Below are 23,694 nucleotides of genomic sequence, written 5' to 3'. Positions count from 1 at the left end.
ATCGACCCGGCCAATCCCTATAGCCGAGGCATGCAGCGGCTGGATGGCGGCTCGGCGGTTCCGTCTCCTCTCAGGGGCGCGATCGTTGCGCTGGGGAATTTCGATGGCTTCCATTTTGGGCACCAGGCGGTGGTCGGCCGTGCGGTGGAGCGCGCTCGCGCCGAAGGGAGGCCAGCGATCGTCGCAACCTTCGATCCGCATCCCCGCCGCTTCTTCCAGCCCGATGCCCCGCCCTTCCGCCTGACGACGCTCGACCAGCGCGAACGGCTGTTCGCCGCGGCGGGCGCGGCAGGCATGCTGGTCTTCCATTTCGACGCCACCCTTGCCCGCCTGACCGCCCGCCAGTTCGCCGAGCAGTTGGTCGATACGGCGGGTGCCGCCGGGGTGGTGACCGGCGAGGACTTCACCTTCGGCAAGGGCCGCGAAGGCAATGTCGCGATGCTGGCTGCACTGGGCGCCGAACTGGGCTTCACCGCGGAGACGGTGGCGCCGGTGACGCTGGCGGGCGAAACCGTCTCTTCCAGCCGCATTCGTGCGCTTCTCCAGGCCGGCGATCCGCACGGCGCCGCCATGCTCCTCACGCGGCCGTTCGCCATTGCGGCCGAAGTGGAAGGCGGCGCCAAGCTGGGCCGCCAGCTCGGCTATCCCACCGCCAACATGCGGCTCGGCAAGTATCTGCGCCCCAGATACGGCATCTACGCCGTTCGAGGCCGGCTACCCGACGGGCGCATGCTGAACGGGGTGGCGAACCTCGGCATCCGGCCCAGCTTCGATCCCCCGATCGAACTGCTGGAAAGCTTCTTCTTCGATTTCAGCGGCGATCTCTACGGCCAGACCGTGGAGGTGGAACTGATCGACTATCTTCGGCCCGAAGCCAAGTTCGACAGCCTGGAGGCACTGACCGCGCAGATGGACCAGGATGCCGCGCGGGCACGAACGCTGCTGTCGCTGCGTCCCTGACGCCCTCCTCCGGAGGCCACCCCTTCGCGTCTGCAACTTCGAAGTTGAAAAAGCGCCGATCGCGCAGGCGTAAGCGCGACCGCGCGCCATGCTGCGCAGCAACAAACGACGATAACATTACCACATAAATTGTTGTCATGTTGAATATTTGTTTCTCGCAAACGCACAAATCCATCACAACCGTGTTATGCAGGCCACATGCGCCGACAAAGCTGCGGCTCCCCGCAGGCTTCGCCTTTACACTTCGGTTACACCGGCTCATTCGGGCCGCTTGTGTCGTGGTTACGCAGTGCTTTCGACACATTTAGGGAGCGCGCGCGCCAGCTGCGAGCAGCACGGGTGCGCGCAACAAGGAAGAAAATGGGTATGTCTCGTTTCGCGTACGCCCTCCGGGCCGGCACCGCGCTGGCAGGTATCGGGGGCATGGCTTTGTTTGCCGCGCCTGCAATGGCGCAGGACCAGGATGACGCCGCACAGCAGGGCGCAGGTTCGGAAATCGTCGTCACCGGCTCGCGCATCGCGCGTCCCGATCTTCAGGCATCCACCCCGGTCGCGGTGGTGACGGCAGAGCGTATCCAGCAGACCGGCGCGTCCAACATCCAGGACGTGCTCGCAACGCTGCCGGCCGTTGGCCAGAATGTCAGCCGCACCAGCTCGAACTTCTCGAACACCGGCAACGGCACGGCGACGGTGAACCTGCGCAACCTCGGCTCGTCGCGCACCCTGGTGCTGATCGACGGCCGTCGTTCGCTGGGCATCGCCGGCAGCTCGGCAGTCGATGTCAACAACATCCCGACCGACCTGATCGAGCGTATCGACGTGGTCACCGGCGGCGCCTCGGCTGTCTATGGTTCGGAAGCGATCGCGGGCGTCGTCAACTTCGTCCTGAAGAACGACTTCCAGGGCCTGCGCGTGCGTGCGCAGAACACCCTGTCCGACAAGGGCGATGCGGCGCGCCAGTATGTGTCGATCACCGGCGGGCAGAACTTCGGCGGCGGCCGCGGCAACGTGACCGCGAACTTCAGCTATGACAACGATCATGGCCTACCCTCGCGCAACCGCAGCTTCTCCTCGACCGACATCCCCAACCGCAGCTCCTATGCAGCGCAGGGCCTGTTCGATGTCAGCAACGTGAAGACCCAATCGGCGTTTTCGCCGACCAGCGGGCGCACCTTCACCTTCGACGGCGCGAACAATCTGAAGGGGTACGAGAGCCCCAACATTGACGGCTACAACCGCAACGGCGATCGCCTGCTGTCCGTGCCGGTCGAGCGCTACCAGGGCGCCGTGCTCGCGCATTACGACTTCTCGGATGCGTTCAAGCTGTACGCGCAGGGCCAGTATACGCGCACCAACTCGAACGCCTCGCTCGAGCCCTCGGCCATCGCCAACACCGGCGCGGGAGCAGCGCTGAACTTCGACGGTTCGGCCTATGCCGGCATTCCGATCAGCAGCCCCTACGTACCGGCAGCGGTGCGAGCGGCGGCGATCGCCAATGGCGTGAACGTCATCCAGTTCCGCCGTCGCTCGAACGACATCTTCAGCCGCAGCAACCAGAACGAGCGTGATTTCTATCGCGGCGTGATCGGTGCGAAGGGCCAGTTCACTGCCGGCACCAACTGGTCGTACGACATCTATTACGAGCATTCGGAAAGCCGCGACCACACCACCGCCCAGTCGATCTACACGCCGAACTACGGTGCGGCGCTGAACAACGAGATCGGCCCTGACGGCCAGGTCCGCTGCTCGGATGCGGCGGCGCGCGCGGCGGGTTGCGTGCCGATGAACATCTTCGGCTTCAACACCGTCTCGGCGGCGGCCGCGCAGTTCCTGCAGAAGTATACCGGTCCGACCCGCAACGTGACCCTGATCGACGGCAACACCGTCCAGCTCGTCAACGGCACCAACGTCGCCTATGACTATCTGGCGAAGGTGAACCAGGACGTCGTGTCCGGCAGCATCAACGGCGACCTATTCTCGCTGTGGGGCGGTCCGATCGCGATCTCGTTCGGCGGCGAATATCGTCACGAGAAGAGCACCGAGATCTTCGATCCGTTCACCCAGGCGGGCCTCAGCGCGGGCAACCAGATTACCAACACCCAGGGCAGCTTCAACGTCAAGGAAGGCTTCTTCGAAGTCGTCGCACCGATCGTGGAGGACCGTCCGGGCCTGCACTATCTCGGCCTCGAAGGCGCGGCGCGCTATGCCGACTATTCGACCGTCGGCGGCGTGTGGAGCTTCAAGGGCGGCGCGACCTTCGCACCGACGGCAGACATCCGCTTCCGCGGCGTCTACTCGCGCGCAACCCGTGCGCCGAACATCGGCGAGCTTTACTCGTCGCTGAGCCAGACCTTCCCCGCCATTAAGGACCTGTGCGACCGTGGTGCCGGCAAGGGTGATGGCGCACCAGTCGGCGCAGCGAATCCGGCATGCAGCAATATTCCGGGCACCAGCGCCGGTTCGTTCGTCTACTCGACGGCCCAGATCCAGGGGATCGACGGCCTGCTGGGCGGCAACCCGAACCTGCGCGAGGAAACGGCAGACACGCTCACCGCCGGTGCCGTGATCACGCCGACCTTCTTCAAGAACTTCAGCATGACGGTGGACTATTACACCATCAAGGTGAAGAACGCGATTGGCATCATCGGCCAGCAGGTATCGGTCGAGCAGTGCATCAACACCGGCAACCCGCTGTTCTGCAATAACGTGGTCCGTGACAGCAGCGGCTTCATCACCCGCGTCAACGCGCTCAACCTGAACACCGGTTCGTTCCTGGTGTCGGGCATCGACGTCGAAGCCCGCTACGCGATCCCGGTCGGCGCATCGCGCTTCGACTTCAACGTCCAGTACAACCACCGCCTCAAGCAGCAGCAGACCCCCTTCCCGGGTGGTCCGGTGCAGAACGAGCTGGGCCAGGCCGACTGCTACAGCTGCGGTCGCCTCGGTTCGGGCTTCAAGGACAAGGCCGTGGCCAACGTTACGTTCAGCGCCCCGAAGTTCCAGCTGAACTACCGCATGGACTATATGGGCCCGCTGACGGACAATTTGGGCGACGAGGATGCGCAGCGCATCTCTGCCTATTTCTACCACAACCTGCAGGGCAAGATCATCGTGGGCGGCAAGCAGCAGATGGAGCTGTATGCCGGCGTGAACAACCTGCTCGACACCAAGCCGCCCGTTTTCGGCGACACTAATACTGTCACCTGGCCGGGCACGCAGACGGTGGCGAACACCTACGACCTGTACGGCCGCATGCTGTACGTGGGTGCGACCTTCAAGTTCTGATCAATCCGCAAGGGTTCGATGGAATGGGAGCGGCATTCTTCGGAGTGCCGCTCCTTTTTTATGGGTCGCAGCAAAAAAAGCGGCGCACTGCGGGCGAGCCGAGGCCCGTGCTCAGATCCCGCCGTCGACGGCCTCGAAACCGCGGGCTTCCAGCCCCTCGGCAAGGATCGCGATGCACCGGTCGACCACTGCAGGATCCGTCGCGCGCACGACGAAGTTCGCCCCGACCCGGCCCTCGCGGAAGAACGGGTAGCTGCCGATCGACACTCCTTCCTGCGCCCGCTCGGTATCGCCCAGCAGATCGGCGATCTCGCTCTCGGCTACCCAGCAGCCGATCGTGCGCGACACGACCGGAAGGCCGCCCTCCAGCGTGCCGGTCAGCGCGTCCAGCATGCCCGCCGCGATGTGCGGCACGCCGGCCAGGATGAAGATGTTACCCCAGCGGATCCCCGGCGCGCCGGACATGCGGTTGACGATGAGGTCGGCACCTTCGGGCACCCGCGCCATCCGCAGACGCGCCTCGGTCAGCCCGCCCTTGGCCGCATAATAGGCCTCCAGTGCGGTGCGCGCTTCCGGATGGACGACCACCGGCACGCCCAGCGCCGCGGCGATTGCATCGACGGTGATGTCGTCATGGGTGGGGCCGATGCCGCCGGTCGTAAAGCAATAGTCGTTGCGGGCGCGGAGCGCGTTCACCGCCTCGACGATCGCCTCCTGCCTGTCTGGCACCACCCGCACCTCGGCGAGGCGGATGCCCTGCGCGTTCGCCCAGGTGGCGAGCTGCGCGATATTCTTGTCCTGGGTTCGGCCCGACAGGATTTCGTCGCCGATCACCACCAAGGCCGCTGTCCAGATCCGCTCGTGCATGTGCCTAGCGCTACGCTCTCGCAAAGGCGGGTGCAAATGCCTATATGTGCGGGATGACCGAATATGTGAACGTGACGGCGGACATGCCGCAGGCGCGCAGCCATGCGATTAAGCTCCATGGCGCGGAAGGCTTCGAAGGCATGCGCAAGGCGGGCCGCCTCGCCGCCGAGATTCTCGACGCGCTGGTGCCGCATGTCGTACCCGGCGTGACGACGCAGGAGCTGGACGACATCGTCCGCTCCATGACGGTCGCGGGCGGCGGCGTTCCCGCGACGCTCGGCTATCGCGGCTATACGCATAGCTGCTGCATCTCGATCAATCATGTCGTCTGCCACGGCATCCCGGGCGACCGCGTCCTCAAGGACGGCGACATCGTCAACATCGATGTCACCCCGCTGCTCGGCGGCTGGCACGGCGATACCAGTCGCATGTATCTGGTCGGTGACGTGCCGATCAAGGCGCGCCGGCTGGTCGACGTGACCTATGAGTGCCTGATGCTCGGCATCGAGCAGGCCAAGCCGGGCAACCATCTGGGCGACATCAGCCACGCGATCCAGCGCCATGCCGAGAAGCATCGCTACGGCGTCGTCCGCGATTTCTGCGGCCACGGGTTGGGCCAGGTGTTCCACGACGCGCCCGAGGTGGTGCATGTCGGCCGCCCCGGCACGGGCCCCGAGCTGCGCCCGGGCATGTTCTTCACCATCGAGCCAATGATCAACATCGGCCGCCCGGACGTGAAGCTGCTCGAAGACGGGTGGACGGCGGTAACACGCGACCGCTCGCTTTCGGCGCAGTTCGAGCATTCAATCGGCATCACCGAAACGGGCTGCGAGATCTTCACGCTGAGCCCGAAGGGCCTGCACCAGCCGCCCTATTGAGGACGGCGGACCGAGGCCGAACCTCCGTCATTCCGCGAAGGCAGGAATCCATTCGCCTGGGCGCCGGGGGCAAGAGCCGACGATTCAGCGCCAATGGATCCCCGCCTTCGCGAGGATGACGTTGGTAAGGTGAGGCGGCCGCCGCCAACTGCAAATGGCGCCCCGTAACAATCTTGCGCGCCACCGCAACTTCCGCTATCCGCGCTCCCAGCATCAAGAGTCGGGCCGACGCCCGGCACCAACCTGCCCCGTGCAAGGTGGTGCCTCCATGACCAAGTGGAGGGATGTGGCCGAACCCGGCAACACGGTGTCCACGCCACATTTCCTGTCGTCGCCCGCCTCCTGGAACAGGAAGAAGGCAGTACAGCGTGACGACCGAAGCCCAGCAATTCGCCAGCGACAATTATGCCGGAATCTGCCCCGAGGCATGGGCAGCGATGGAAGCGGCCAATACCGGCCACGCGCCCGCCTATGGCGATGATCATTGGACGCACACCGCCGCCGATGCCTTCCGGACGCTGTTCGAAACCGAGTGCGAGGTGTTCTTCGCCTTCAACGGCACCGCGGCCAATTCGCTGGCGCTCGCGGCGCTGTGCCAGTCCTACCACAGCGTGATCTGCTCGGCCGCCGCGCATGTCGAGACGGACGAATGCGGCGCGCCGGAATTCTTCTCCAACGGCTCCAAGCTGCTCGTCGCGCAGAGCGAGGACGGCAAGCTGACGCCGGCCGCAGTGCGCGCCGTGGCCACCAGCCGCTCCGACATCCATTTCCCCAAGCCGCGCGTAGTGACGATCACCCAGCCCACCGAGACCGGCCAGGTCTACACGGTGGACGAAGTGAAGGCCCTCTCGGCCGTCTGCCGCGAGCTTCGCCTGAAGCTGCACATGGACGGTGCCCGCTTCGCCCATGCCGTGGCGACGCTGGGCTGCGATCCGGCGGACATCACCTGGCGTGCCGGCGTGGACGTGCTGTGCTTCGGCGGCACCAAGAACGGCATGGCCGTGGGCGAAGCCGTACTCTTCTTCGATCGCGCGCTGGCGCAGGACTTTGATTATCGCTGCAAGCAGGCGGGCCAGCTTGCCTCCAAGATGCGGTTCCTGGCGGCCCCCTGGGTGGGCATGCTGGAGAACGGCGCCTGGCTGCGCAACGCCGCCCACGCCAACGCTTGCGCGCAGCGGCTGGCGGCACAGATCCACGGCCTCGCCGGCATCGAGCTGATGTTCCCGGTGGAAGCGAACGGCGTGTTCGTCCGCGCGTCGGAGACGGTGCTGGAGGGACTGCGCGCGCGCGGCTGGCGCTTCTACACCTTCATCGGCGGGGGCGCGCGATTCATGTTTGCGTGGGACGCCGATCCGGCGCGGGTGGACCAACTCGCCGCAGATATCCGCGCGGTAAGCGGCACGACGGCGCTGGCGGCCTGAGCGGAATGCCTCCCCCGCTTGACCGGGGGAGGCCATAGCCGATCAGCCGACGAAGGCGCGCTCGATCACGAAGTCGCCCGGCGCGTTGTTCGAGCCTTCCTTGAAGCCCTTGCCTTCCAGCAGCGCCGCGAAGTCGCGGATCATGTCCATCGATCCGCACAGCATCACGCGGTCGGTCTCCGGGTGCAGCACCGGATCGCCCGGCACGCCTTCGAACAGCTTGCCGTTCTCCAGCAGCTCGCCGATCCGGCCGCTGGTGTGGAACGGCTCGCGGGTGACGGTCGGCACATAGTGGAACTGCTGGGCCGCCTGCTCGCCGATCAGCGGATCCTCGGCCAGCTTGGCGGAGAGTTCGTCGTGATAGGCGAGGTCGCTCACCCGGCGGACGCTGTGCACCGCGATCACCTGCTCGAAGCGTTCATAGATCTCGGGATCGCGCGCGACGCTGAGGAACGGCGCCAGGCCGGTGCCGGTGGACAGCATGAACAGGCGACGGCCCGGCAGCAGCGCGTCGGCGACCAGCGTACCGGTCGACTTCTTGCCGAGATAGATGTCGTCGCCTGGCACGATCTTCTGCAGCTTCGAGGTCAGCGGGCCATCCTGCACCTTGATCGAGAGGAATTCGAGCTCCTCCGCCCAGGACGGGCTGGCCACCGAATAGGCGCGCATCAGCGGCTTGTCGCCTTCGCCCTGCAGGCCGATCATCACGAACTCGCCGGAGCGGAAGCGGAAGCTGGCCGGCCGCTCGATGGCGAAGCTGAACAGATGCTCGTTCCAGTGGCGGACCCACAGCACCTTGGCGGTGGCGAAGGCGGGGTGTTCGGGAAGCAGCGCGGGCGCGCGCGTGTCGACGGTCATGAAAGCGGGTCCTCGTAACGCTCTGATCGCCCGGCAGGCCGCGATGCGGGGCCGGGATGGGAAAACACGAAGGCGGCCCTGTGCCACCGGAAGCCGTCCGCGTCCAGAAAGTAGCGCTTCGGGCCGCTAAACGCTGCGTCCCATCGGGGCACCGGTGGTCCAGTGGTCCAGCAACGCAGTGGCATCCTCCGCATCCAGGGTGCCGCCCGCGGCCTCGATCCAGCAATCATTTTGCTGCACGGGCGCCACCGCGCACAGGCCGTGCACCATCAGCACCAGCGAGCCCCTTGCGACCGTAATCACGCGAACGCCCGCTGGCGCGACTGCGTCGGCGATCCGTCGTCGCAACTCGGCTGGCGCATGCATTGGCGGCAACCGCATCGAAAATCCCCTGCCGGGCGATGGGACCACACCCATCACCCCCTAAACGAGCATCAGCCGCAAATGTTCGGAGATGTGATGGGCATGTGTCGCAAAGCTGTCATCAAACACTAATCGCTCGTTTACCGCGCTGCCCTACCGGGGGCATCGATGCTCGACACACCTGCCCATCTCCGCTTCCTCTTCGAATGGCTCACTGCCGCCGAGCGCACCCCGCCGTGGCTGACGCTGGAGACGCCGCTGGGCGAGGCGGTGCGCTGCTTCCAGGACGATCCTTCGCTGCGCCTGCTGCCGGTGCTCGATTCCGCGCGACGGCCGCTGGGCGCACTGTTCGAGAAGGACGTGCGGCGGCTGCTGCTCAACCCCTATGGCCACGCGCTGCTGCGCAACCCGGCGTACGGCCGGCGGCTGCAATCGATGGTGCGGCCCTGCCCCACCGCCGATTACGCGCAGCCGCTGCGCGCGCTGGTCGAGGCCTATGCCGCCGCCGAAGGGCAGGAAGGCATGATCCTCACCCGCGGCGGGCAGCTGTTCGCCGCGATCAGCAACCGCCGCATCATCCAGCTCGCTGCAGAGGACCGGCTGCGCGAGGCAGCCCTCCAGACCGCACGCGCGCGGCGCATCGAGGCTGCCAGCGAGCGGATCGAGGCAGAGGTCGGCGCGATGGCGGGCCAGTTGCGCGACCTTGCCAGCACGCTGCGGTCGAGTGCCGGCGCCACCGTCGAACGCGCCGCAGCCAACAGCGCCTCGGCGACGGCGCTTGCCGCGGCCGCGGCGCAGGGCAGCGACAACCTTGCCGCAATCGCCCGGGAATCGGATGCGCTGGCGGCGACGCTGGAGGCCATCGGGCGCGACACCGTAACCGCCCGCACCTCCGCGGCCGAAACGGTGGCGCTGGTCGAGGACAGTCGGCTCGGCACCGCCGAGCTCGACGCCTTCGCGCAAACGGTGGGTGCAGTCACCTCGACGATCGGCGAGATAGCGGGCCAGGTAAACCTGCTCGCGCTCAATGCGGCGATCGAAGCGGCCCGGGCTGGCGAGGCCGGCCGCGGCTTCACTGTGGTGGCGAACGAGATCAAGGCGCTGTCGGCCCAGGTGCGTCAGGCCGCGCACAGCATCGGCACCAAGGTCGCCGGCGTCCGGGCGGTGGTGGACCGGGTCACCGCCAATCATGGCAAGGTGGAGCAGGCCATCAGCGGGATCGCCGGCCTCTCGGCCAGCATCGAGCGTGCCGTCCACGCGCAGCATCATGCGACGCACAGCATTGCCCGCAACGTCAATGAAAGCGTCGCCGGCACCCGCGGCGTGCAGGACGATATCGAGAGCGTACGCGCGTCTGCCCACGCCGCCGCCGGCAACGCCCATGCCATCGCCGATCTTTCCACCGCGCTGCTTGGTGAGGCGGAAGCCCTGTCGGAAGGCGTCGATCGCTTCCTGCTCGAGGTCCGCGCCGCCTGAACTGCCGCGCGATTGGGCAGGCGCTGCCCGATAATCAGGCAGAATCCCGCGCTGAAATCCATTCGGCGCGTGGGGGCACGCTGGCTATTCCCGTTCTGGCATGCAGGTTGCTAAACACCCAGGAATCAGACCTGTCGCGGCCCGAAACCGCTGCCTGGGGGACCATGTGAAAAAGATCGAGGCCATCATCAAGCCGTTCAAGCTGGATGAAGTGAAGGAGGCGCTGCACGAAGTGGGCGTCTCGGGGATCACCGTCACCGAAGCCAAGGGTTTCGGCCGCCAGAAGGGCCATACCGAGCTCTATCGCGGCGCCGAATATGTCGTGGACTTCCTGCCCAAGGTGAAGCTGGAAGTGGTGGTGGAAGACACGCTGGCCGAACGCGTTGTGGAGGCGATTGCCGCCGCCGCGCAAACCGGCCGGATCGGCGACGGCAAGATCTTCGTGATCCCGGTCGAGACCGCGCTGCGCATCCGCACCGGGGAGCGGAACGAAAACGCCGTTTGACGAAGGCTAAGGCGGCGGCGATGAGGCCGGCGCACGAGCAATTTTATTGCCCGATTCGTTGGGCAGACGAAAGAGAGCGAAAGGGCACCTACGATGGCGAATTCGGCCAGTGACATCCTGAAGATGGTGAAAGACCAGGAGATCGAGTGGATCGACCTGCGCTTCACCGACCCCAAGGGCAAGTGGCAGCACCTGACCATGGTCGCGTCGATCCTGGGCGAGGACGAGCTGACCGACGGCCTGATGTTCGACGGTTCGTCGATCGAGGGCTGGAAGGCGATCAACGAGTCCGACATGATCCTGAAGCCGGATCTGGACGCGGTGTGGATCGATCCGTTCTCGGCGACCCCGATGCTGATCCTGGTGTGCGACATCGTCGAGCCGTCGACCGGCGAACTCTACGCCCGCGACCCGCGCTCGACCGCGAAGCGTGCCGAGGCGTATCTGAAGACCACCGGCATCGGCGACACCATCTATGTCGGCCCCGAAGCCGAATTCTTCATGTTCGACGACGTGCGGTTCGAGAACAGCTACTCGACCAGCTACTACAAGATCGACGACATCGAGCTGCCGGGCAATTCTGGCCGCGAATATGAGGCCGGCAACCTCGGCCACCGTCCGCGCGCCAAGGGCGGCTATTTCCCGGTCGCGCCGGTCGACAGCGCCGTCGACATCCGCGGCGAGATGGTCTCGACCATGCTCGAAATGGGCCTGCCCTGCGACAAGCACCATCACGAAGTCGCGGCCGCACAGCACGAGCTGGGCCTGACCTTCGGCACGCTGGTGACCACCGCCGATCGCATGCAGATCTACAAGTATGTCGTGCACCAGGTCGCGCAGGCCTATGGCAAGACCGCGACCTTCATGCCGAAGCCGATCAAGGAAGATAACGGCTCGGGCATGCACACCCACATGTCGATCTGGGAAAAGGGCAATCCGCTGTTCGCCGGCAACGGCTATGCCGGCCTCAGCGACACCTGCCTCTACTTCATCGGCGGCGTGATCAAGCATGCCAAGGCGCTGAACGCCTTCACCAACCCCTCGACCAACAGCTACAAGCGCCTGGTCCCGGGCTATGAGGCGCCGGTGCTGCTCGCCTATTCGAGCCGCAACCGCTCGGCCTCGTGCCGCATCCCGTACGGCACCGGCAGCAAGGCGAAGCGCGTCGAATTCCGCTTCCCGGACGCGCTGGCCAACCCGTATCTCTGCTATTCGGCGCTGCTGATGGCGGGCCTGGACGGCATCCAGAACAAGATCCACCCGGGCGACCCGATGGACAAGAACCTGTACGATCTGCCCCCGGCCGAACTGGCCGAAGTGCCGACCGTGTGCGGTTCGCTCCGCGAGGCGCTGGACAGCCTGGAAGCCGATTTCGACTTCCTGCTGAAGGGCGACGTGTTCTCGAAGGACCAGATCGAGGCCTATATCGAGATCAAGCGCGCCGACGTGGCCCGTTGGGAAATGACCCCGAGCCCGGTCGAGTACGACATGTACTATTCGAGCTGATCCGCCAGGATCGGTTTCAGGAAAGGGCGTCCGGAGCGATCCGGGCGCCCTTTTCCTTTCGCGATTGCGCGCGCCGGCACACCGCGAACCGATTGAGCGGGCCGGTCCACCGTGCTAGCCAGCTACATCACCCAGAAGGACTCCGCCTCCATGCGTCTTCCGCGTCTCGCAGCCTTGCTGCTCGGCACTTCCCTGCTCGCCTCTCCCGCCCTTGCCCAGACCACCGCCCAGACCAGCGCCCAGGCCAAATATGGCAACTGGGGCGTCGACCTCACCACGATGGATCGCAGCGTGAAGCCGGGCGACGACTTCTACGCCTTTGCGCTGGGCAGCTGGCTGCGTGACGCGCCGATCGCACCGGACAAGGCCCGGATCGGCTATAACTACGACCTGCCCGACGAAACCGAAGTCGAGGTGCGCAAGCTGATCGAGGATGCGGGCAAGGCGCCCAGCGATCCCGTGCTCCGTCAGGTAGCGACCTTCTACCATGCGTTCATGGACGAGGCCGGTATCGAGGCACGCGGTACGGCGCCGCTCAAGCCCTATCTCGCCCGCATCGACGCGGTGCAGGATCGCCGCGCGCTCGAACTGCTGATGGCAGATCATGGCTATGCCAGCCCGATCGGCATCGGCATCTCCGCCGACGAGAAGGATCCGACCCGCTACACCGTGATGGCCGGCCAGGCCGGGCTCGGCCTGCCGAGCCGCGACTATTACCTGCTGCCGGGCGAGAAGTACGAGACGATCCGCAAGGCCTATCGCGCCTATATCGTGAAGATCCAGCAGCTGGCGGGCATCCCCGATGCCGAGGCCAAGGCGGACGCGATTCTGGCGCTGGAGACCAGCCTGGCCAAGGACCAGTGGACGCCCGAAGCGCGCCGCGATCCGCAGAAGACCTACAATCCCATGAATCGCGCACAGCTGGCCAAGCTGGCGCCGGAATTTGATTGGGACGCCGTGCTCGCCCATCAGGGGCTGGGCAAGATGCCAACCGTCATCGTGCGCGAGACGACGGCAGTGACCGCCGCCGCTAAGCGGCTGGGCGACGTGCCGCTCGCCACCTGGAAGGACTGGCTGCGCTTCCGCTTCATCAGCGATCATGCCGCCTATCTGCCCAAGGCGTTCGACGCAGCGCAGTTCGATTTCTACAGCCGCACGCTCCGCGACGTGCAGGCGCAGTCGGAGCGCTGGAAGCGCGGCGTGCGCCTGGTGAACGGCGCGCTGGGCGAGGCGATCGGCAAGATCTATGCCGAGCGCCATTGGGGCAAGGACGCCGAGGCGCTGTCGAAGGAGCTGGTGGAGGATCTGCGCGCGGCCTATGCCGACAAGATCAAGGCCGCCGCCTGGATGGACGCGCCCACCCGCAAGGAAGCGCTGGCCAAGCTCGCCGCGTTCGATCCGCGGATCGGCCATCCGGACAAATATGTCGACTATGCCGCGATGCAGGTCAGCGCCACGGATCCGCTGGCGAACGATCTCGCCTCGGACGAATTCGAGTGGAACCTCCAGCTGTCACGGCTCGGCAAGCCGGTCGACCGTACCCTGTGGGAAATGACCCCGCAGACGGTGAACGCCTATTACGATCCGGTGATGAACCAGGTGACCTTCCCGGCCGCCCAGCTCCAGCCGCCCTTCTTCGATCCCGCCGCCGATCCGGCGGTGAACTATGGCGAGACGGGCGCCACGATCGGCCACGAGATGGGCCATGGCTTCGACGACGAAGGCCGCCAGTTCGATGCCAGCGGCAAGCTGCGCGACTGGTGGACGGCGCAGTCGGCCGAGCGCTACACCGCGCACGCCCAGGCATTGGTCAAGCAGTTCGACGCCTATGAGCCGATCCCCGGCGTCCACATCAAGGGCCAGCTGACCCTTGGCGAGAACCTGGCGGATCTCGGCGGCCTCGAAGTCGCCTATGCCGCCTACCGCCGCTATGTCGCGCGGCACGGCGAACCCAAGGTGCTGGACGGCCTGACCGGCGATCAGCGCTTCTTCCTCGCTTATGCCGCGAGCTGGCAGGGCAAGGCGCGCGAGGGCGCGGTGCGGGCGCAGCTGCTCTCCGATCCGCACAGCCCGGACAAGTACCGCGTCAACGGCATCGTCCGGAACATGGATGAATGGTACAAGGCGTTCGGCGTCAAGCCGGGCGACGCGCTGTACCTTGCGCCGGAAGCGCGCGTCCACGTCTGGTAAGCCGAGGCCGGGGGCCCCTGCCCCCGGCTTCCGCCTTCAGGGCGCGCGATAGGCGAACACGCCCGCGCGCCTTGCGGTGCCGATTTCGGCGACCTCATAGCTGGCGAGCAACGCCATCCGCTCCACCGGCAGCGGCGCACGCCAAGGGTCCCCCACCAGCACCTCCACCCCCGCCGTCGCGCAGCGATCGAGGAAGCCTGTCACGCGCGCCGCCACGTCGGGCGCATAGAAGACATCGCCGACCAGCAGCAGGTCGGCATCGGGCGCGGGGCCCGCGGTGCAGTCCCCCACGATGGCGGCGATCGTCACGCGGTTCCGTGCCGCGTTCAGCGCGATCGCCGTCTGCGCATGCACGTCGATCTCCGACGCGGTGACATGCGCCGCCCCTGCCCGCGCCGCGGCGATCCCGACCAGCCCGGATCCGGCGCCAAGATCGAACACGCGGCGCCCCACCACCAGATCGGGATACGCGAGCAGGTGCCGGGCCAATGCCAGCCCCCCTGCCCACCAATAGGCCCAATAGGGCGCCGCATCGCCCAGACGCCCGACTCCGCTCGCCGGATCGGCCTTGTGCAAGCACAGTTCAGGCAGGCCGGGCACCGGGGTGACCGGCAGCCGCGCCTGGATGAAGGCAGCGATTCCCGCCGCGTCCGTCACAGAACGCGCCCCAGCCACGCCACCCGCCCGAGCAGCTGGAAGCTGCCGGCACGGGCAAACCGCACCGGATGCGCCGGATTGTCGCTCACGAGTTCCACACCGCCCACGGCTGCGCGCACCCGCTTCACCACCAGTTCGCCTTCCACCCGCAGCACGAAGATGCCCCGCGGATCGATGCGGCAGCGGTCGCGATCGATCAGGACATCGTCGCCGTCGTGCAGCGTCGGCTCCATCGAATCCCCGGCGACGCACACCATCGACGCAGCTTCCGGACGAACGCCGAGCTGGCGGAGCAGCGCCGGGGGAAAGGCAAAGGGCGCGCGCAGTGCCTCGTCCTCCGCCCAGCCGCCGGGGCCTGCCGAAGCCGCCACCTCGATCCGCGGCACGATGGCGAGATCGGCCGCGCGACGCCCGCCGAGCAGCGTCTCGTCCACGCCCAGATATTCCGCCAGCCGCGCCCGGTCCCGCTCCGGCAGTTCGCGCGGCGACCCGCGCATCAGATATTGCTGCAGATAGGCCGGATTGCGCCCCAGCACGCGCGACAGCGCCGCCAGCCGCAGCCCGCGCGCGGCGACCAGCTTCGCAAAATTTGCCCGTTGCACATCGGCTTCCATAGCCCCTTTCCTACACGTAGGATTTTTCCTAGGCAAGACTCAGATGAGAACATATCGTGATCATCCGAGTCGAAGGAGGAGGACATGGATGTCCTTGCATGGGGAAATCGAAGCGTTCCTGGAACGGACGCGGATGCCGGCAACACGGTTCGGGCGGTTGGCGGCGGGGGATCCGCGCCTGGTCGGCGATCTGCGGCAGGGCCGCGTACCGGGGCCGGCATTGGCAGCGCGGCTGCGCGCCTTCCTCGCCGCCCCACCGGTGTGGCAGCCCGGGCGGCGCGGCGGCGCGATGTCGGGGCGCGGCTCGAACGGACGCTGATCGCCTCGGCGGCGGCGCAGGGCTGCACGGTGGCGGTGATCGAGGCGCACTGGGTGCCCTGGGCCAGCGTGACCTTCACCGGCGCCCGCCACCAGCTGGCGCTGACGCTGGCGCCCACGCCGGCGGCGGAAGCATGGCTCGCCGCGCTTCCGGACCTTGAGCTCCCGCTTCCCGGGCATCTCGTCGCAGACCTGCAGGTCGCTTCCCGCGCGGCTGACGACGACCGGCTGAACGTCGTTCTGGAGGCGCTGACCGTCGAGGAATGCTGATCGGCGCTCAGGCCTGGCGCGCAAGGCTCCGCAGCGCGGCAAGCGCGTCGTCCAGGCCGCGATCGGTGCGGACCCGCCTCCGGGTCTGCGCCACCTGACTGCGCCGCACGACGCCCCGTTCCAGCCGCTCGAGCAGCGCGTGGACCGTGGCGTCGGTTTCGGGGCGGACGAGCCTATCGGCGGGATCGCGGGCGGCCGCGTTGCGGAGTGCGGCGCTCGCTGCCCGCTCCCGGCGCGGCGGCACCGGGGGCGGCAGCGGCACGGCGGGGATCGCCAGCGGATCGAAGGCCGCGAGCGGCTGCTCCAGATCGACGGGCAGCTCCCGCTCCGCCGGGGCGGGGACTTCGGCTTCGGGCGCAGCCGCCGCGGCCCAGGCGGGAATGTCGAGCTCGTGCGTCGCGCGCAGCGGTGCGCGCGGGCGGGCATCGGGATGGGAGTCGGCCCGTCGGACGCGCGGGGTCGGCAGGGAATCGAGGCTTGCTGCCGCGCCCGTCGCGCGCGCGCTCCGCAACAGCCGGTGGGCGAGGAACGCCCCTGCCCCAGCGGCAATGGCACCGGTAGCAATTGCCAAGACGAGGCGAGAAGCACCTGCCATCAAGGGTGCGGCCTGCGTGCCCCAGCCCGCGCCGTCCTTTGCCGAAACCATGGCCTCCAGCGCCGTCGCCGGAAGGACGAACGCTGTCAGCGCCGAGACGCCGCCGAGGAATACGGCAGCCAGGGGTACGAGCGGCATCTTCATGCATTCACCCGATACGTGTGCGACCACGTGGTTTTCATGCCATCTATATGGCAAGGTTTTCATACAAACTGGCATATACGGCAACATTTACACGCCAGTTACGCTCGGCCTCGACATAGGCGCGAGCGCAATTTCTACGCGCATCCCATTGATTGCGCATGCTAAAAAGATTTTCAAGTGCCCGCGCCAGCGCTGACCAGTCGTCGCTGGGAAACAGGGTGCCCGTCACCCCGTCGGCAATGAGCTCGCGGTGCCCGCCCACGTCCGACGCGGCGACCAGGCGACACTGCGCCATCGCCTCCAGCGGCTTCAGCGGCGTGACAAGGTCCGTCAGCCGCATCTTCTTGCGCGGATAGACCAGCACGTCGATCAGGCTGTAATAGCGCTCCACGGCTTCATGCGGGACGCGGCCGAGGAAATGGATTCGATCGGCGACCGGAGATGCCGCTGCCTGCGCCCGCAATTCCGGTTCGGCGGGGCCGCCGCCGATCAGCAGCAGCCGCATCGCCGGTCGCGCCGCGACCAGTGCGGGCATCGCGGCGATGAGCACGTCCAGCCCCTCATAATCGTAGAAGCTGCCGATAAACCCGATGACATCGGCACCGCGCAATCCGAGCGCGTCGGCAAGCGCGCCATCATAGGCCACGGGCGCACCGAACATCTCCATGTCGACGCCGTTCGGCGACACCGCGATTTTCGCCGGATCTATGCCGCGGGCGACCAGGTCGCCCCGTAGCCCCTCGCAGATGACCGCCACGGCATCGGCCTGGCGGACGGCATGGGTCTCCAGCGCGCGCGTAACGCGGTACCGCAGGCTGCCCTCCCGCCCGGTGCCGTTGCCCACGGCTGCATCCTCCCAGAAGGCGCGGATCTCGTAGAGCAATGGAACGCCCGTCCAGCGGCGGACGCGCAACCCCGCCAGCGCGCAGAGCACCGGCGAATGGGCATGGAGCACATCGGGCTGGAAGCGCTTCACCACCTGGTGAATGCGCCGGGCAAAAGCGTCGATCTCGCGCCATTCGCCAAGGCCCGGAAGGGCGGAGCCGGTGGGCCTGGTGCGGAAGAAGCGCAGGCCGTCGATCGTCTCTTCCCCCGCAAGCGCGAGGCCGTGGCGGGGCCCGGTCACCGCCGCGACCTCCCAGCCGCGCGCAAGCTCCGCCTTCAGGATCGCGCGGGTGCGGAACGCATAGCCGCTGTGGAGCGGCAGGCCATGGTCCAGGAGGTGCAGGACTCGCATGCCCGCCTGCATGCCACGCTGCGCTTAACGGCACGTCAACTGCGCCTGGGCTATGGCGGCTGCGGAAGGAACGGCCGGCCCGATGATCGACAATCTCTCGCTTGCGCTCACCCATGGGCTGATGCTGCTGGCGGCCTTCCTGCTGCTCCGCCGACCGGATCTCGACAAGGAGGGCGCCGCCCGCGCCGACAAGCCGCCGCGCAAGCGCTGGGGCAAGCGCGGTGCGTGACTACGTCTTCGTGCTTTTCCTGGCGGCGTTCTTCGGCACCGGCTTTCGCAAGCCGTTCCTGTTCGTGCTGGTCTATGCCTATATCGACATCGTAGCACCCCAGCGGCTGACCTACCTCCTGCTCAATTCGCTGCCGATTTCGGCCATGGCGGCGGCGCTGGCGCTGGGCGGATTCCTGTTGTTCGACGACAAGCGCGACGTGCGGCTGGCGCCGCGCCAGCTGATGATCCTCGCGCTGATCGGATATTGCTGGTTCACCACGCTCCATGCCGACTTTCCGGTGGAGGCCAGGGACAAATGGGCTTGGGTGTGGAAGGCGCTCGCCTTCGCCGCGTTCCTGCCGCTCACTTTGCGCACGCGCCTTCGGATCGAGGCGCTCCTCCTGTTCATGATCCTGTCCGCCAGCTCGATCATCATCGTGGGCGCGATCAAGACGATCCTGTCCGGCGGCGGCTATGGCGAACTGAACCTGATGGTCTCGAACAATTCGGGGCTGTACGAGGGCAGCACCATCTCCACGGTGGCGATCGCGATCCTGCCGCTGATCCTGTGGTTCACCCGGTATGGCACGCTCTTCGCCCCCGATTGGCGGATGAAGGCATTCGCGTACCCCCTGTGCGTCGCCTGTCTGCTGATCCCGATCGGCACCTCCACGCGCACCGGGCTGCTCTGCATCGGGCTGGTCGCGCTGCTGATGCTGCGCGACAGTCGGAAGAAGCTGCTGTATCTCGGATGCGTGGCGGCGGTCGCGGTGGCCGCCCTTCCCTTCCTGCCCGCCGCCTTCACCGAGCGGATGGGGACGATCAAGACCTATCAGGGCGACGCCTCCGCCTCCACCCGGCTGGCCGTGTGGCAATGGACGATGGACTATGCCCGCGAACATCCGCTGGGCGGCGGATTCGAGGCCTATCGCCAGAACCAGATCCGCTACGAGAAGGTGGCGGTGGAAGACCAGGGCGGTGTGGCGGTGGTTGACCGCTCGCTCGAGGTCGACAAGGCCCGCGCCTATCACAGCGCCTATTTCGAAATGCTGGGCGAACAGGGCTATCCCGGCCTCGCGCTGTGGCTGCTGATCAATCTGTCGGGCCTGTTCCGCATGGAAGTGCTGCGCCGCCGCTATGCCCGCGCCGAGGGCGACCAGGCCTGGATCGCGCCGCTCGCCGCCGCGCTGCAGAACGGGCACCTCGTCTACCTGCTCGGCGCCGCCTTCGTGGCGATCGCCTTCCAGCCCTTCATCTACATGCTGATCGGCGCGCAGATCGGCCTGGACACCTATTGCGCCCGCAGGCGCGCAGCGGCGGACTGGCGGCCGCTCCGCCGGGCCCGCGCCGCGACGGCATGAGCAGAAAGACCGAACTGCGCGCGCTGACCTCGGCCCGCGGCATCGCGGCGTGGTGGGTCGTGCTCTACCATCTTCGCGGGTCGCTGGCCGGGCTGCCGGGCATGGCCGAAGTCGTGCTCGCCAAGGGCTATCTCGCAGTCGATTTCTTCTTCCTGCTGTCGGGCTTCGTGCTGGCGCTGCGGCATGGCGAGCGGCTGCGCGCCGGGGGCCCGGCTGCAGTACCCGATTTCCTCCGCCGACGCTTCGCGCGGATCTGGCCACTGCACGCCGCAATGCTGGGCTTCGCGCTGCTGCTGATGCTCGTCCTGCGGGCCAGCGGGCGCGCGGTGCCGGAGTTCCCGCTGCCCGACCTGCCCGCGCATCTGCTGCTCGTCCAGTCCTGGGGCTTCGCCGACCCGCTGCGTTGGAACGACCCGGCCTGGTCCATCTCGTGCGAAACGGCCGCCTATCTGCTGTTCCCGCTCTGGGCGATGGCGGTCGACTGGCGCCGGCAGCGCGCGCCGGTGGCGCTGGGCGCGCTGGGGCTGTTGCTGGTGACGCTGGGGCTGGTCTTCACATCACGCGGGGCCGACACGCTGGGGCAGGATATCGCCCATCTCGGCATGGTCCGCTGCCTGCTGGAGTTTGCCGCCGGGACGGTGCTGCAGGCGCTATGGCAGCGGTGGCAGGGGCGCCGCGCCGCACGCGCCGGCTTCGGCATCGCCGCGCTGTTGGCGGCCGCCTGGTGGATCGGCGTTCCGGAGCCGCTTGCAGTTCCGGCCGGGCTCGCCGCCTTGCTGCTCGGGTTGGCGTGCTCCGCCGGGCGGGCGGGAAACCCGCTGGAAGGCGCGCTGCTCCATCGGCTCGGCGAGATTAGCTACGCCACCTATCTAAGCCATTTCCTGCTGTGGTTCGCGTTCAAGCTGGCCCTTGTGCGCAGCGCCAGCATCGGCTGGCCGCTCGCCGGCTGCTACCTGCTGCTGGTCCTCGCCGCCTCGGAGGCGCTCCACCGGATGGTGGAGCGCCCCGCGCAGCGCTGGATCAATCGCTTCGGGTTCAGGCCGGGGCGGTCACGTCTTCCAGCGCGGCGATCACCGCGCGGTTGAACGCGGGGATATCATCCGGCTTGCGGCTGGTGATGAGATTGCGATCGGTCACCACTTCCTGGTCCACCACGTCGGCGCCGGCATTGGCCAGATCGGTGCGGATCGACGGCCAGCTCGTCAGCTGGCGCCCGGCCACCACATCGGCTTCAGCGAGCAGCCACGGCGCATGGCAGATCGCGGCGACCAGCCGGTTCGAATCCATGAAGCTGCGGGCGATCTCCACCGCCTTCTCGTTCATCCGCAGCTTGTCGGGATTGCCGACGCCGCCCGGCAGCACCAGCGCGTCGAACTGGTCGATTTCCACCTGATCCAGCGTCGCATCCGGCGTGATACTCTTGCCCTTCTCGCCACCGCTTTCGCCGGTGATCGGATCGGTCTTGACCGAGGCGAGCGTGACCTGCGCGCCGGCATCGAGCAGTGCCTGGCGCGGTTCGAACAGTTCCGATTCCTCGAAGCCGTCGGTCGCGAGCATCAGCACCCGCGCATTCTGCAGATTGGCCATGGGGGCATCCTTTCCCGTGTTCGGAATATGCCGCGCCAACCCGGCGGGCCCGCCTCCGGTTCCGGAACGAATTGTTGCTGCGGCGCATTTGCCTAGGATCAGCCCAAGGAAGCGCGATGGACAGTGCCGACATCGTCTATGTCGAAGACCAGACCCCCGGGATCACCCGGCGCAAGATGCGCCACGGATGGGGCTATTTCGATCCCGACGGCAACCGCATCACGAACCGTGACGAGATCGACCGGCTGAACGCCATCGGCCTGCCCCCTGCCTATGAGAATGCCTGGTTCTGCCCGGACCCGAACGGCCATATCCAGGCGACCGGCTACGACGTGAAGGGCCGGAAGCAGTACCGCTACCACAACGGTTTCCGCGAGGCGCAGGAAGCGGCCAAATATGATCGCTGCGGCATGTTCGGCGAGCGCCTGCCGCGCCTGCGCCGCAAGGTCGAAAGCGATCTGCGCCTCCGCGGCCTGTGCAAGGACAAGGCGGTGGCCGCCGTCGTCCGCCTGCTCGACCTCGGTTCGATCCGCGTCGGCAACGAGAGCTACGCGCAGGAGAACAAGAGCTTCGGCGCCACCACGCTGCGCAAGCGCCATGTGAAGGTGCAAGGCGGCACGCTGAAGCTCCAGTTCCGCGCCAAATCGGGAAAACTGCGGGTGATGACGGTGACGGACAAGTCGCTCAGCCGCTTCGTCAAGCGCTGCCAGGACCTGCCGGGCCAGAACCTGTTCCGCTGGATCGACGATGCCGGGGAAGCGCACCCGGTCACCTCCAGCGACGTCAACGCATATATCCGCGATGCGATGGACGCACCGTTCAGCGCCAAGCATTTCCGCACCTGGGGAGCGAGCGTGATCGCCTTCCGCACGCTGGCACAGGCCGACGACTATATCGGCCTGAAGACGCTGCTCGAGCCGGTGACCGAGGCGCTGGGCAACACCCCCGCCATTGCCCGCAAATCCTATGTCCATCCCCGCCTGATCGAGCTGGCGCGCGACAAGGCTGCCCAGGCGCTGTTCCGCGCCGGGTTGCGCCTGCCCCGCACGACACAGTACCTCGACCGCTACGAACGCGGCCTGATCGTCTTTCTGGAGACCGATCCGGCCGAACAGCCCGCCAAGGCAGCCTGACGAGACCCGATGCTGATCACCGCCCGCACCAAGCCCACCCATTTCGAATCCCAGCTCAAGGCATTCATCGGCGACACGCCGGAGTGGATCGCCGATCACTGGCTGAGCATCCTGGTCGCCACCGGGATTGCCGTCGGCATCGTGCTGTTCCTGCACACGCTGCGCCGCTGGGGCATGCGGCTGTGCCGGGACAGCGACAGCGGCGGCACCAACTGGTACACGATCTTCGGCCGCACGATCGCGCGCACCAACAACTTCTTCATCGTGATGACGGCGATCCGCCTGGTGGTGAACGTCGCCGAGACGCCCCCGCTGCTCGACAAGACCATCACCTTCCTGTTCACGATCGCCGTGACCTTCCAGGTCGCGATCTGGATCCGCGAGGTGATCTTCGGCCTGATCGAGCACCGCACCCGCGGCGACAGCCCCAGCGAGAGCCTGGCAAGCGCGGTGGGCATCATCCGCTTGCTGATCTCGATCGCGCTGTTCGCCATCGCGCTGGTGATGGTGCTCGGCAATCTCGGGGTGAACGTGACCGGCCTGATCGCCGGTCTGGGCGTCGGCGGCATCGCCATCGGTCTTGCCGCGCAGGGCATCTTCGGCGACCTGATCGCGGCGCTGTCGATCCTGTTCGACCGCCCGTTTCGCGTCGGCGACAATATCAAGTTCGACCAGACCAGCGGCACGGTGGAGGGCATCGGGCTCAAGTCCACCCGCGTCCGCTCGTTCGATGGCGAGCTGCACGTCATCTCGAACCGCCAGCTGCTCGACAAGGAACTGCAGAACCTCACCGATCGCACGCGCATCCGCCTGCCGTTCAAGATCGGCGTCGCGTACGAGACTCCGCCCGAGAAGCTTGAGCGCCTGCCGGACATCTTCAAGGAGATCGTCGAGGCGAACGGCGCGACGGCGGTGCGCAACGGCTTTTCGGGCTTCGGTGCGAGCTCGATCGATTACGAACTGATCGCCGAAGTCGCGACCGGCAGCTGGGATGTCGGGCATCCGACGCGCGACCGCATCCTGGTGGCGATCGTCCGCAAGCTGGCGGAAGAGGGCATCAGCATCCCGTACCCCACCCAGACCACGTTCACGGCGGCGCCCGACGGCAGGATGATCATGCCGTATCCGGAGGTGCAGCCAGTACGGCGGGTAGACAAGGATGACGGCGAGCGCTGAGATCCGCGCCAGGAGCGCCGCCCCTGCCTGACCGCGCCGCATGCGCTGGCGCGTACGCCGCCTGCAACTACATGTCCCCGCCC

General features: G+C 67.0%; 23 protein-coding genes and 1 riboswitch. Of the genes, 15 read left to right on the top strand and 8 right to left on the bottom strand.

The window, feature by feature from the left end; all coding sequences use genetic code 11:
- Positions 1–30: 30 nt before the first annotated feature.
- Entirely contained in the window at positions 31–960 is a 930-nt protein-coding gene (locus tag V7E00_RS03460) for a bifunctional riboflavin kinase/FAD synthetase (RefSeq protein ID WP_333571282.1), read from the top strand.
- 366 nt (positions 961–1,326) lie between these two features.
- Positions 1,327–4,245: a TonB-dependent receptor plug domain-containing protein gene (locus V7E00_RS03455; RefSeq protein ID WP_333571281.1), complete on the top strand. Its 2,919-nt coding sequence runs from the start codon at positions 1,327–1,329 to the stop codon at positions 4,243–4,245.
- A gap of 111 nt (positions 4,246–4,356) precedes the next feature.
- Here the strand turns inward: V7E00_RS03455 and V7E00_RS03450 are convergent, their stop codons facing one another.
- Positions 4,357–5,112 (bottom strand): competence/damage-inducible protein A, encoded by a 756-nt coding sequence (locus V7E00_RS03450; RefSeq protein ID WP_333571280.1) that lies wholly within the window; start codon positions 5,110–5,112, stop codon positions 4,357–4,359.
- Between the two features lie 53 nt (positions 5,113–5,165).
- On the opposite strand from V7E00_RS03450, the gene map reads away from it, so the two are divergent.
- Positions 5,166–5,990, top strand: coding sequence for a type I methionyl aminopeptidase (gene map, locus V7E00_RS03445; protein ID WP_333571279.1), 825 nt, complete (start codon positions 5,166–5,168; stop codon positions 5,988–5,990).
- Positions 5,991–6,195: 205 nt separating this feature from the next.
- Positions 6,196–6,307, top strand: a riboswitch (SAM-I-IV-variant riboswitch).
- Between the two features lie 51 nt (positions 6,308–6,358).
- Positions 6,359–7,411, top strand: a complete 1,053-nt coding sequence (locus V7E00_RS03440) for a threonine aldolase family protein (RefSeq protein ID WP_333571278.1) — start codon at positions 6,359–6,361, stop codon at positions 7,409–7,411.
- Between the two features lie 42 nt (positions 7,412–7,453).
- Here V7E00_RS03440 and V7E00_RS03435 read toward each other — a convergent pair whose 3' ends face one another.
- Positions 7,454–8,269 carry a ferredoxin--NADP reductase gene (locus V7E00_RS03435; protein WP_333571277.1) on the bottom strand — a complete coding sequence of 272 codons (816 nt, stop codon included), beginning with the start codon at positions 8,267–8,269 and terminating at the stop codon, positions 7,454–7,456.
- A 126-nt stretch (positions 8,270–8,395) separates the two neighbouring features.
- Positions 8,396–8,572 (bottom strand): hypothetical protein, encoded by a 177-nt coding sequence (locus V7E00_RS03430; protein WP_333571276.1) that lies wholly within the window; start codon positions 8,570–8,572, stop codon positions 8,396–8,398.
- Between the two features lie 228 nt (positions 8,573–8,800).
- Here V7E00_RS03430 and V7E00_RS03425 point away from each other — a divergent pair, with 228 nt between their 5' ends.
- The 4 genes from V7E00_RS03425 (at position 8,801) to V7E00_RS03410 (ending at position 14,309) form a co-directional block, all read left to right on the top strand.
- The gene (locus V7E00_RS03425; RefSeq protein ID WP_333571275.1) at positions 8,801–10,108 is read left to right on the top strand and encodes a methyl-accepting chemotaxis protein; all 1,308 of its coding nucleotides are present in this window, start codon (positions 8,801–8,803) and stop codon (positions 10,106–10,108) included.
- A gap of 166 nt (positions 10,109–10,274) precedes the next feature.
- Positions 10,275–10,613: a P-II family nitrogen regulator gene (locus tag V7E00_RS03420; RefSeq protein ID WP_010544265.1), complete on the top strand. Its 339-nt coding sequence runs from the start codon at positions 10,275–10,277 to the stop codon at positions 10,611–10,613.
- Between the two features lie 93 nt (positions 10,614–10,706).
- Positions 10,707–12,119 (top strand): type I glutamate--ammonia ligase, encoded by a 1,413-nt coding sequence (gene glnA, locus V7E00_RS03415; RefSeq protein ID WP_141986329.1) that lies wholly within the window; start codon positions 10,707–10,709, stop codon positions 12,117–12,119.
- A 150-nt stretch (positions 12,120–12,269) separates the two neighbouring features.
- The gene (locus V7E00_RS03410; protein ID WP_333571274.1) at positions 12,270–14,309 is read left to right on the top strand and encodes a M13 family metallopeptidase; all 2,040 of its coding nucleotides are present in this window, start codon (positions 12,270–12,272) and stop codon (positions 14,307–14,309) included.
- 36 nt (positions 14,310–14,345) lie between these two features.
- On the opposite strand, the gene V7E00_RS03405 is transcribed toward V7E00_RS03410, so the two are convergent.
- Both V7E00_RS03405 and V7E00_RS03400 read right to left on the bottom strand, forming a co-directional pair.
- Entirely contained in the window at positions 14,346–14,966 is a 621-nt protein-coding gene (locus V7E00_RS03405) for a class I SAM-dependent methyltransferase (protein WP_333571273.1), read from the bottom strand.
- A complete protein-coding gene (locus tag V7E00_RS03400; RefSeq protein ID WP_333571272.1) occupies positions 14,963–15,568 on the bottom strand; it encodes a S24 family peptidase in 606 nt (201 codons plus the stop codon). Before V7E00_RS03400 ends, V7E00_RS03405 begins: the two co-directional genes overlap by 4 nt.
- A 100-nt stretch (positions 15,569–15,668) precedes the next feature.
- Between V7E00_RS03400 and V7E00_RS03395 the strand changes: the two genes are divergently transcribed.
- Both V7E00_RS03395 and V7E00_RS03390 read left to right on the top strand, forming a co-directional pair.
- Positions 15,669–15,899 (top strand): hypothetical protein, encoded by a 231-nt coding sequence (locus V7E00_RS03395; protein ID WP_333571271.1) that lies wholly within the window; start codon positions 15,669–15,671, stop codon positions 15,897–15,899.
- On the top strand, positions 15,842–16,168 hold the full coding sequence (locus tag V7E00_RS03390; RefSeq protein ID WP_333571270.1) for a hypothetical protein: 327 nt from the start codon (positions 15,842–15,844) through the stop codon (positions 16,166–16,168). Before V7E00_RS03395 ends, V7E00_RS03390 begins: the two co-directional genes overlap by 58 nt.
- Positions 16,169–16,175: 7 nt before the next feature.
- Here V7E00_RS03390 and V7E00_RS03385 read toward each other — a convergent pair whose 3' ends face one another.
- Complete coding sequence (locus V7E00_RS03385) at positions 16,176–16,907, bottom strand: hypothetical protein (protein WP_333571269.1); 732 nt, start codon at positions 16,905–16,907, stop codon at positions 16,176–16,178.
- 43 nt (positions 16,908–16,950) lie between these two features.
- Positions 16,951–18,144, bottom strand: coding sequence for a TIGR04063 family PEP-CTERM/XrtA system glycosyltransferase (locus tag V7E00_RS03380; RefSeq protein WP_333571268.1), 1,194 nt, complete (start codon positions 18,142–18,144; stop codon positions 16,951–16,953).
- A gap of 82 nt (positions 18,145–18,226) precedes the next feature.
- On the opposite strand from V7E00_RS03380, the gene V7E00_RS03375 reads away from it, so the two are divergent.
- From V7E00_RS03375 to V7E00_RS03365, 3 genes are read left to right on the top strand one after another with little or no spacing between them, the layout of a single operon-like run.
- Positions 18,227–18,373, top strand: a complete 147-nt coding sequence (locus V7E00_RS03375) for a hypothetical protein (protein WP_333571267.1) — start codon at positions 18,227–18,229, stop codon at positions 18,371–18,373.
- On the top strand, positions 18,366–19,715 hold the full coding sequence (locus tag V7E00_RS03370; RefSeq protein WP_333571266.1) for a putative O-glycosylation ligase, exosortase A system-associated: 1,350 nt from the start codon (positions 18,366–18,368) through the stop codon (positions 19,713–19,715). Before V7E00_RS03375 ends, V7E00_RS03370 begins: the two co-directional genes overlap by 8 nt.
- On the top strand, positions 19,712–20,800 hold the full coding sequence (locus V7E00_RS03365; RefSeq protein ID WP_333571265.1) for an acyltransferase family protein: 1,089 nt from the start codon (positions 19,712–19,714) through the stop codon (positions 20,798–20,800). Before V7E00_RS03370 ends, V7E00_RS03365 begins: the two co-directional genes overlap by 4 nt.
- Here the strand turns inward: V7E00_RS03365 and V7E00_RS03360 are convergent.
- Positions 20,751–21,302: a type 1 glutamine amidotransferase domain-containing protein gene (locus V7E00_RS03360; RefSeq protein WP_333571264.1), complete on the bottom strand. Its 552-nt coding sequence runs from the start codon at positions 21,300–21,302 to the stop codon at positions 20,751–20,753. The two genes, V7E00_RS03365 and V7E00_RS03360, sit on opposite strands and share 50 nt — an antisense overlap.
- 116 nt (positions 21,303–21,418) lie before the next feature.
- Between V7E00_RS03360 and V7E00_RS03355 the strand changes: the two genes are divergently transcribed.
- Together V7E00_RS03355 and V7E00_RS03350 are read left to right on the top strand one after the other, a co-directional pair.
- Positions 21,419–22,435, top strand: a complete 1,017-nt coding sequence (locus tag V7E00_RS03355) for a DNA topoisomerase IB (RefSeq protein ID WP_333571263.1) — start codon at positions 21,419–21,421, stop codon at positions 22,433–22,435.
- A gap of 9 nt (positions 22,436–22,444) precedes the next feature.
- The gene (locus V7E00_RS03350) at positions 22,445–23,611 is read left to right on the top strand and encodes a mechanosensitive ion channel family protein (protein WP_333571262.1); all 1,167 of its coding nucleotides are present in this window, start codon (positions 22,445–22,447) and stop codon (positions 23,609–23,611) included.
- The last annotated feature ends 83 nt before the right edge of the window (positions 23,612–23,694 follow it).

This window comes from Sphingomonas sp. (assembly GCF_036731925.1).
Taxonomy (GTDB): Bacteria; Pseudomonadota; Alphaproteobacteria; order Sphingomonadales; family Sphingomonadaceae; genus Sphingomonas.
This window is presented reverse-complemented; position numbering and strand designations above follow the sequence as displayed.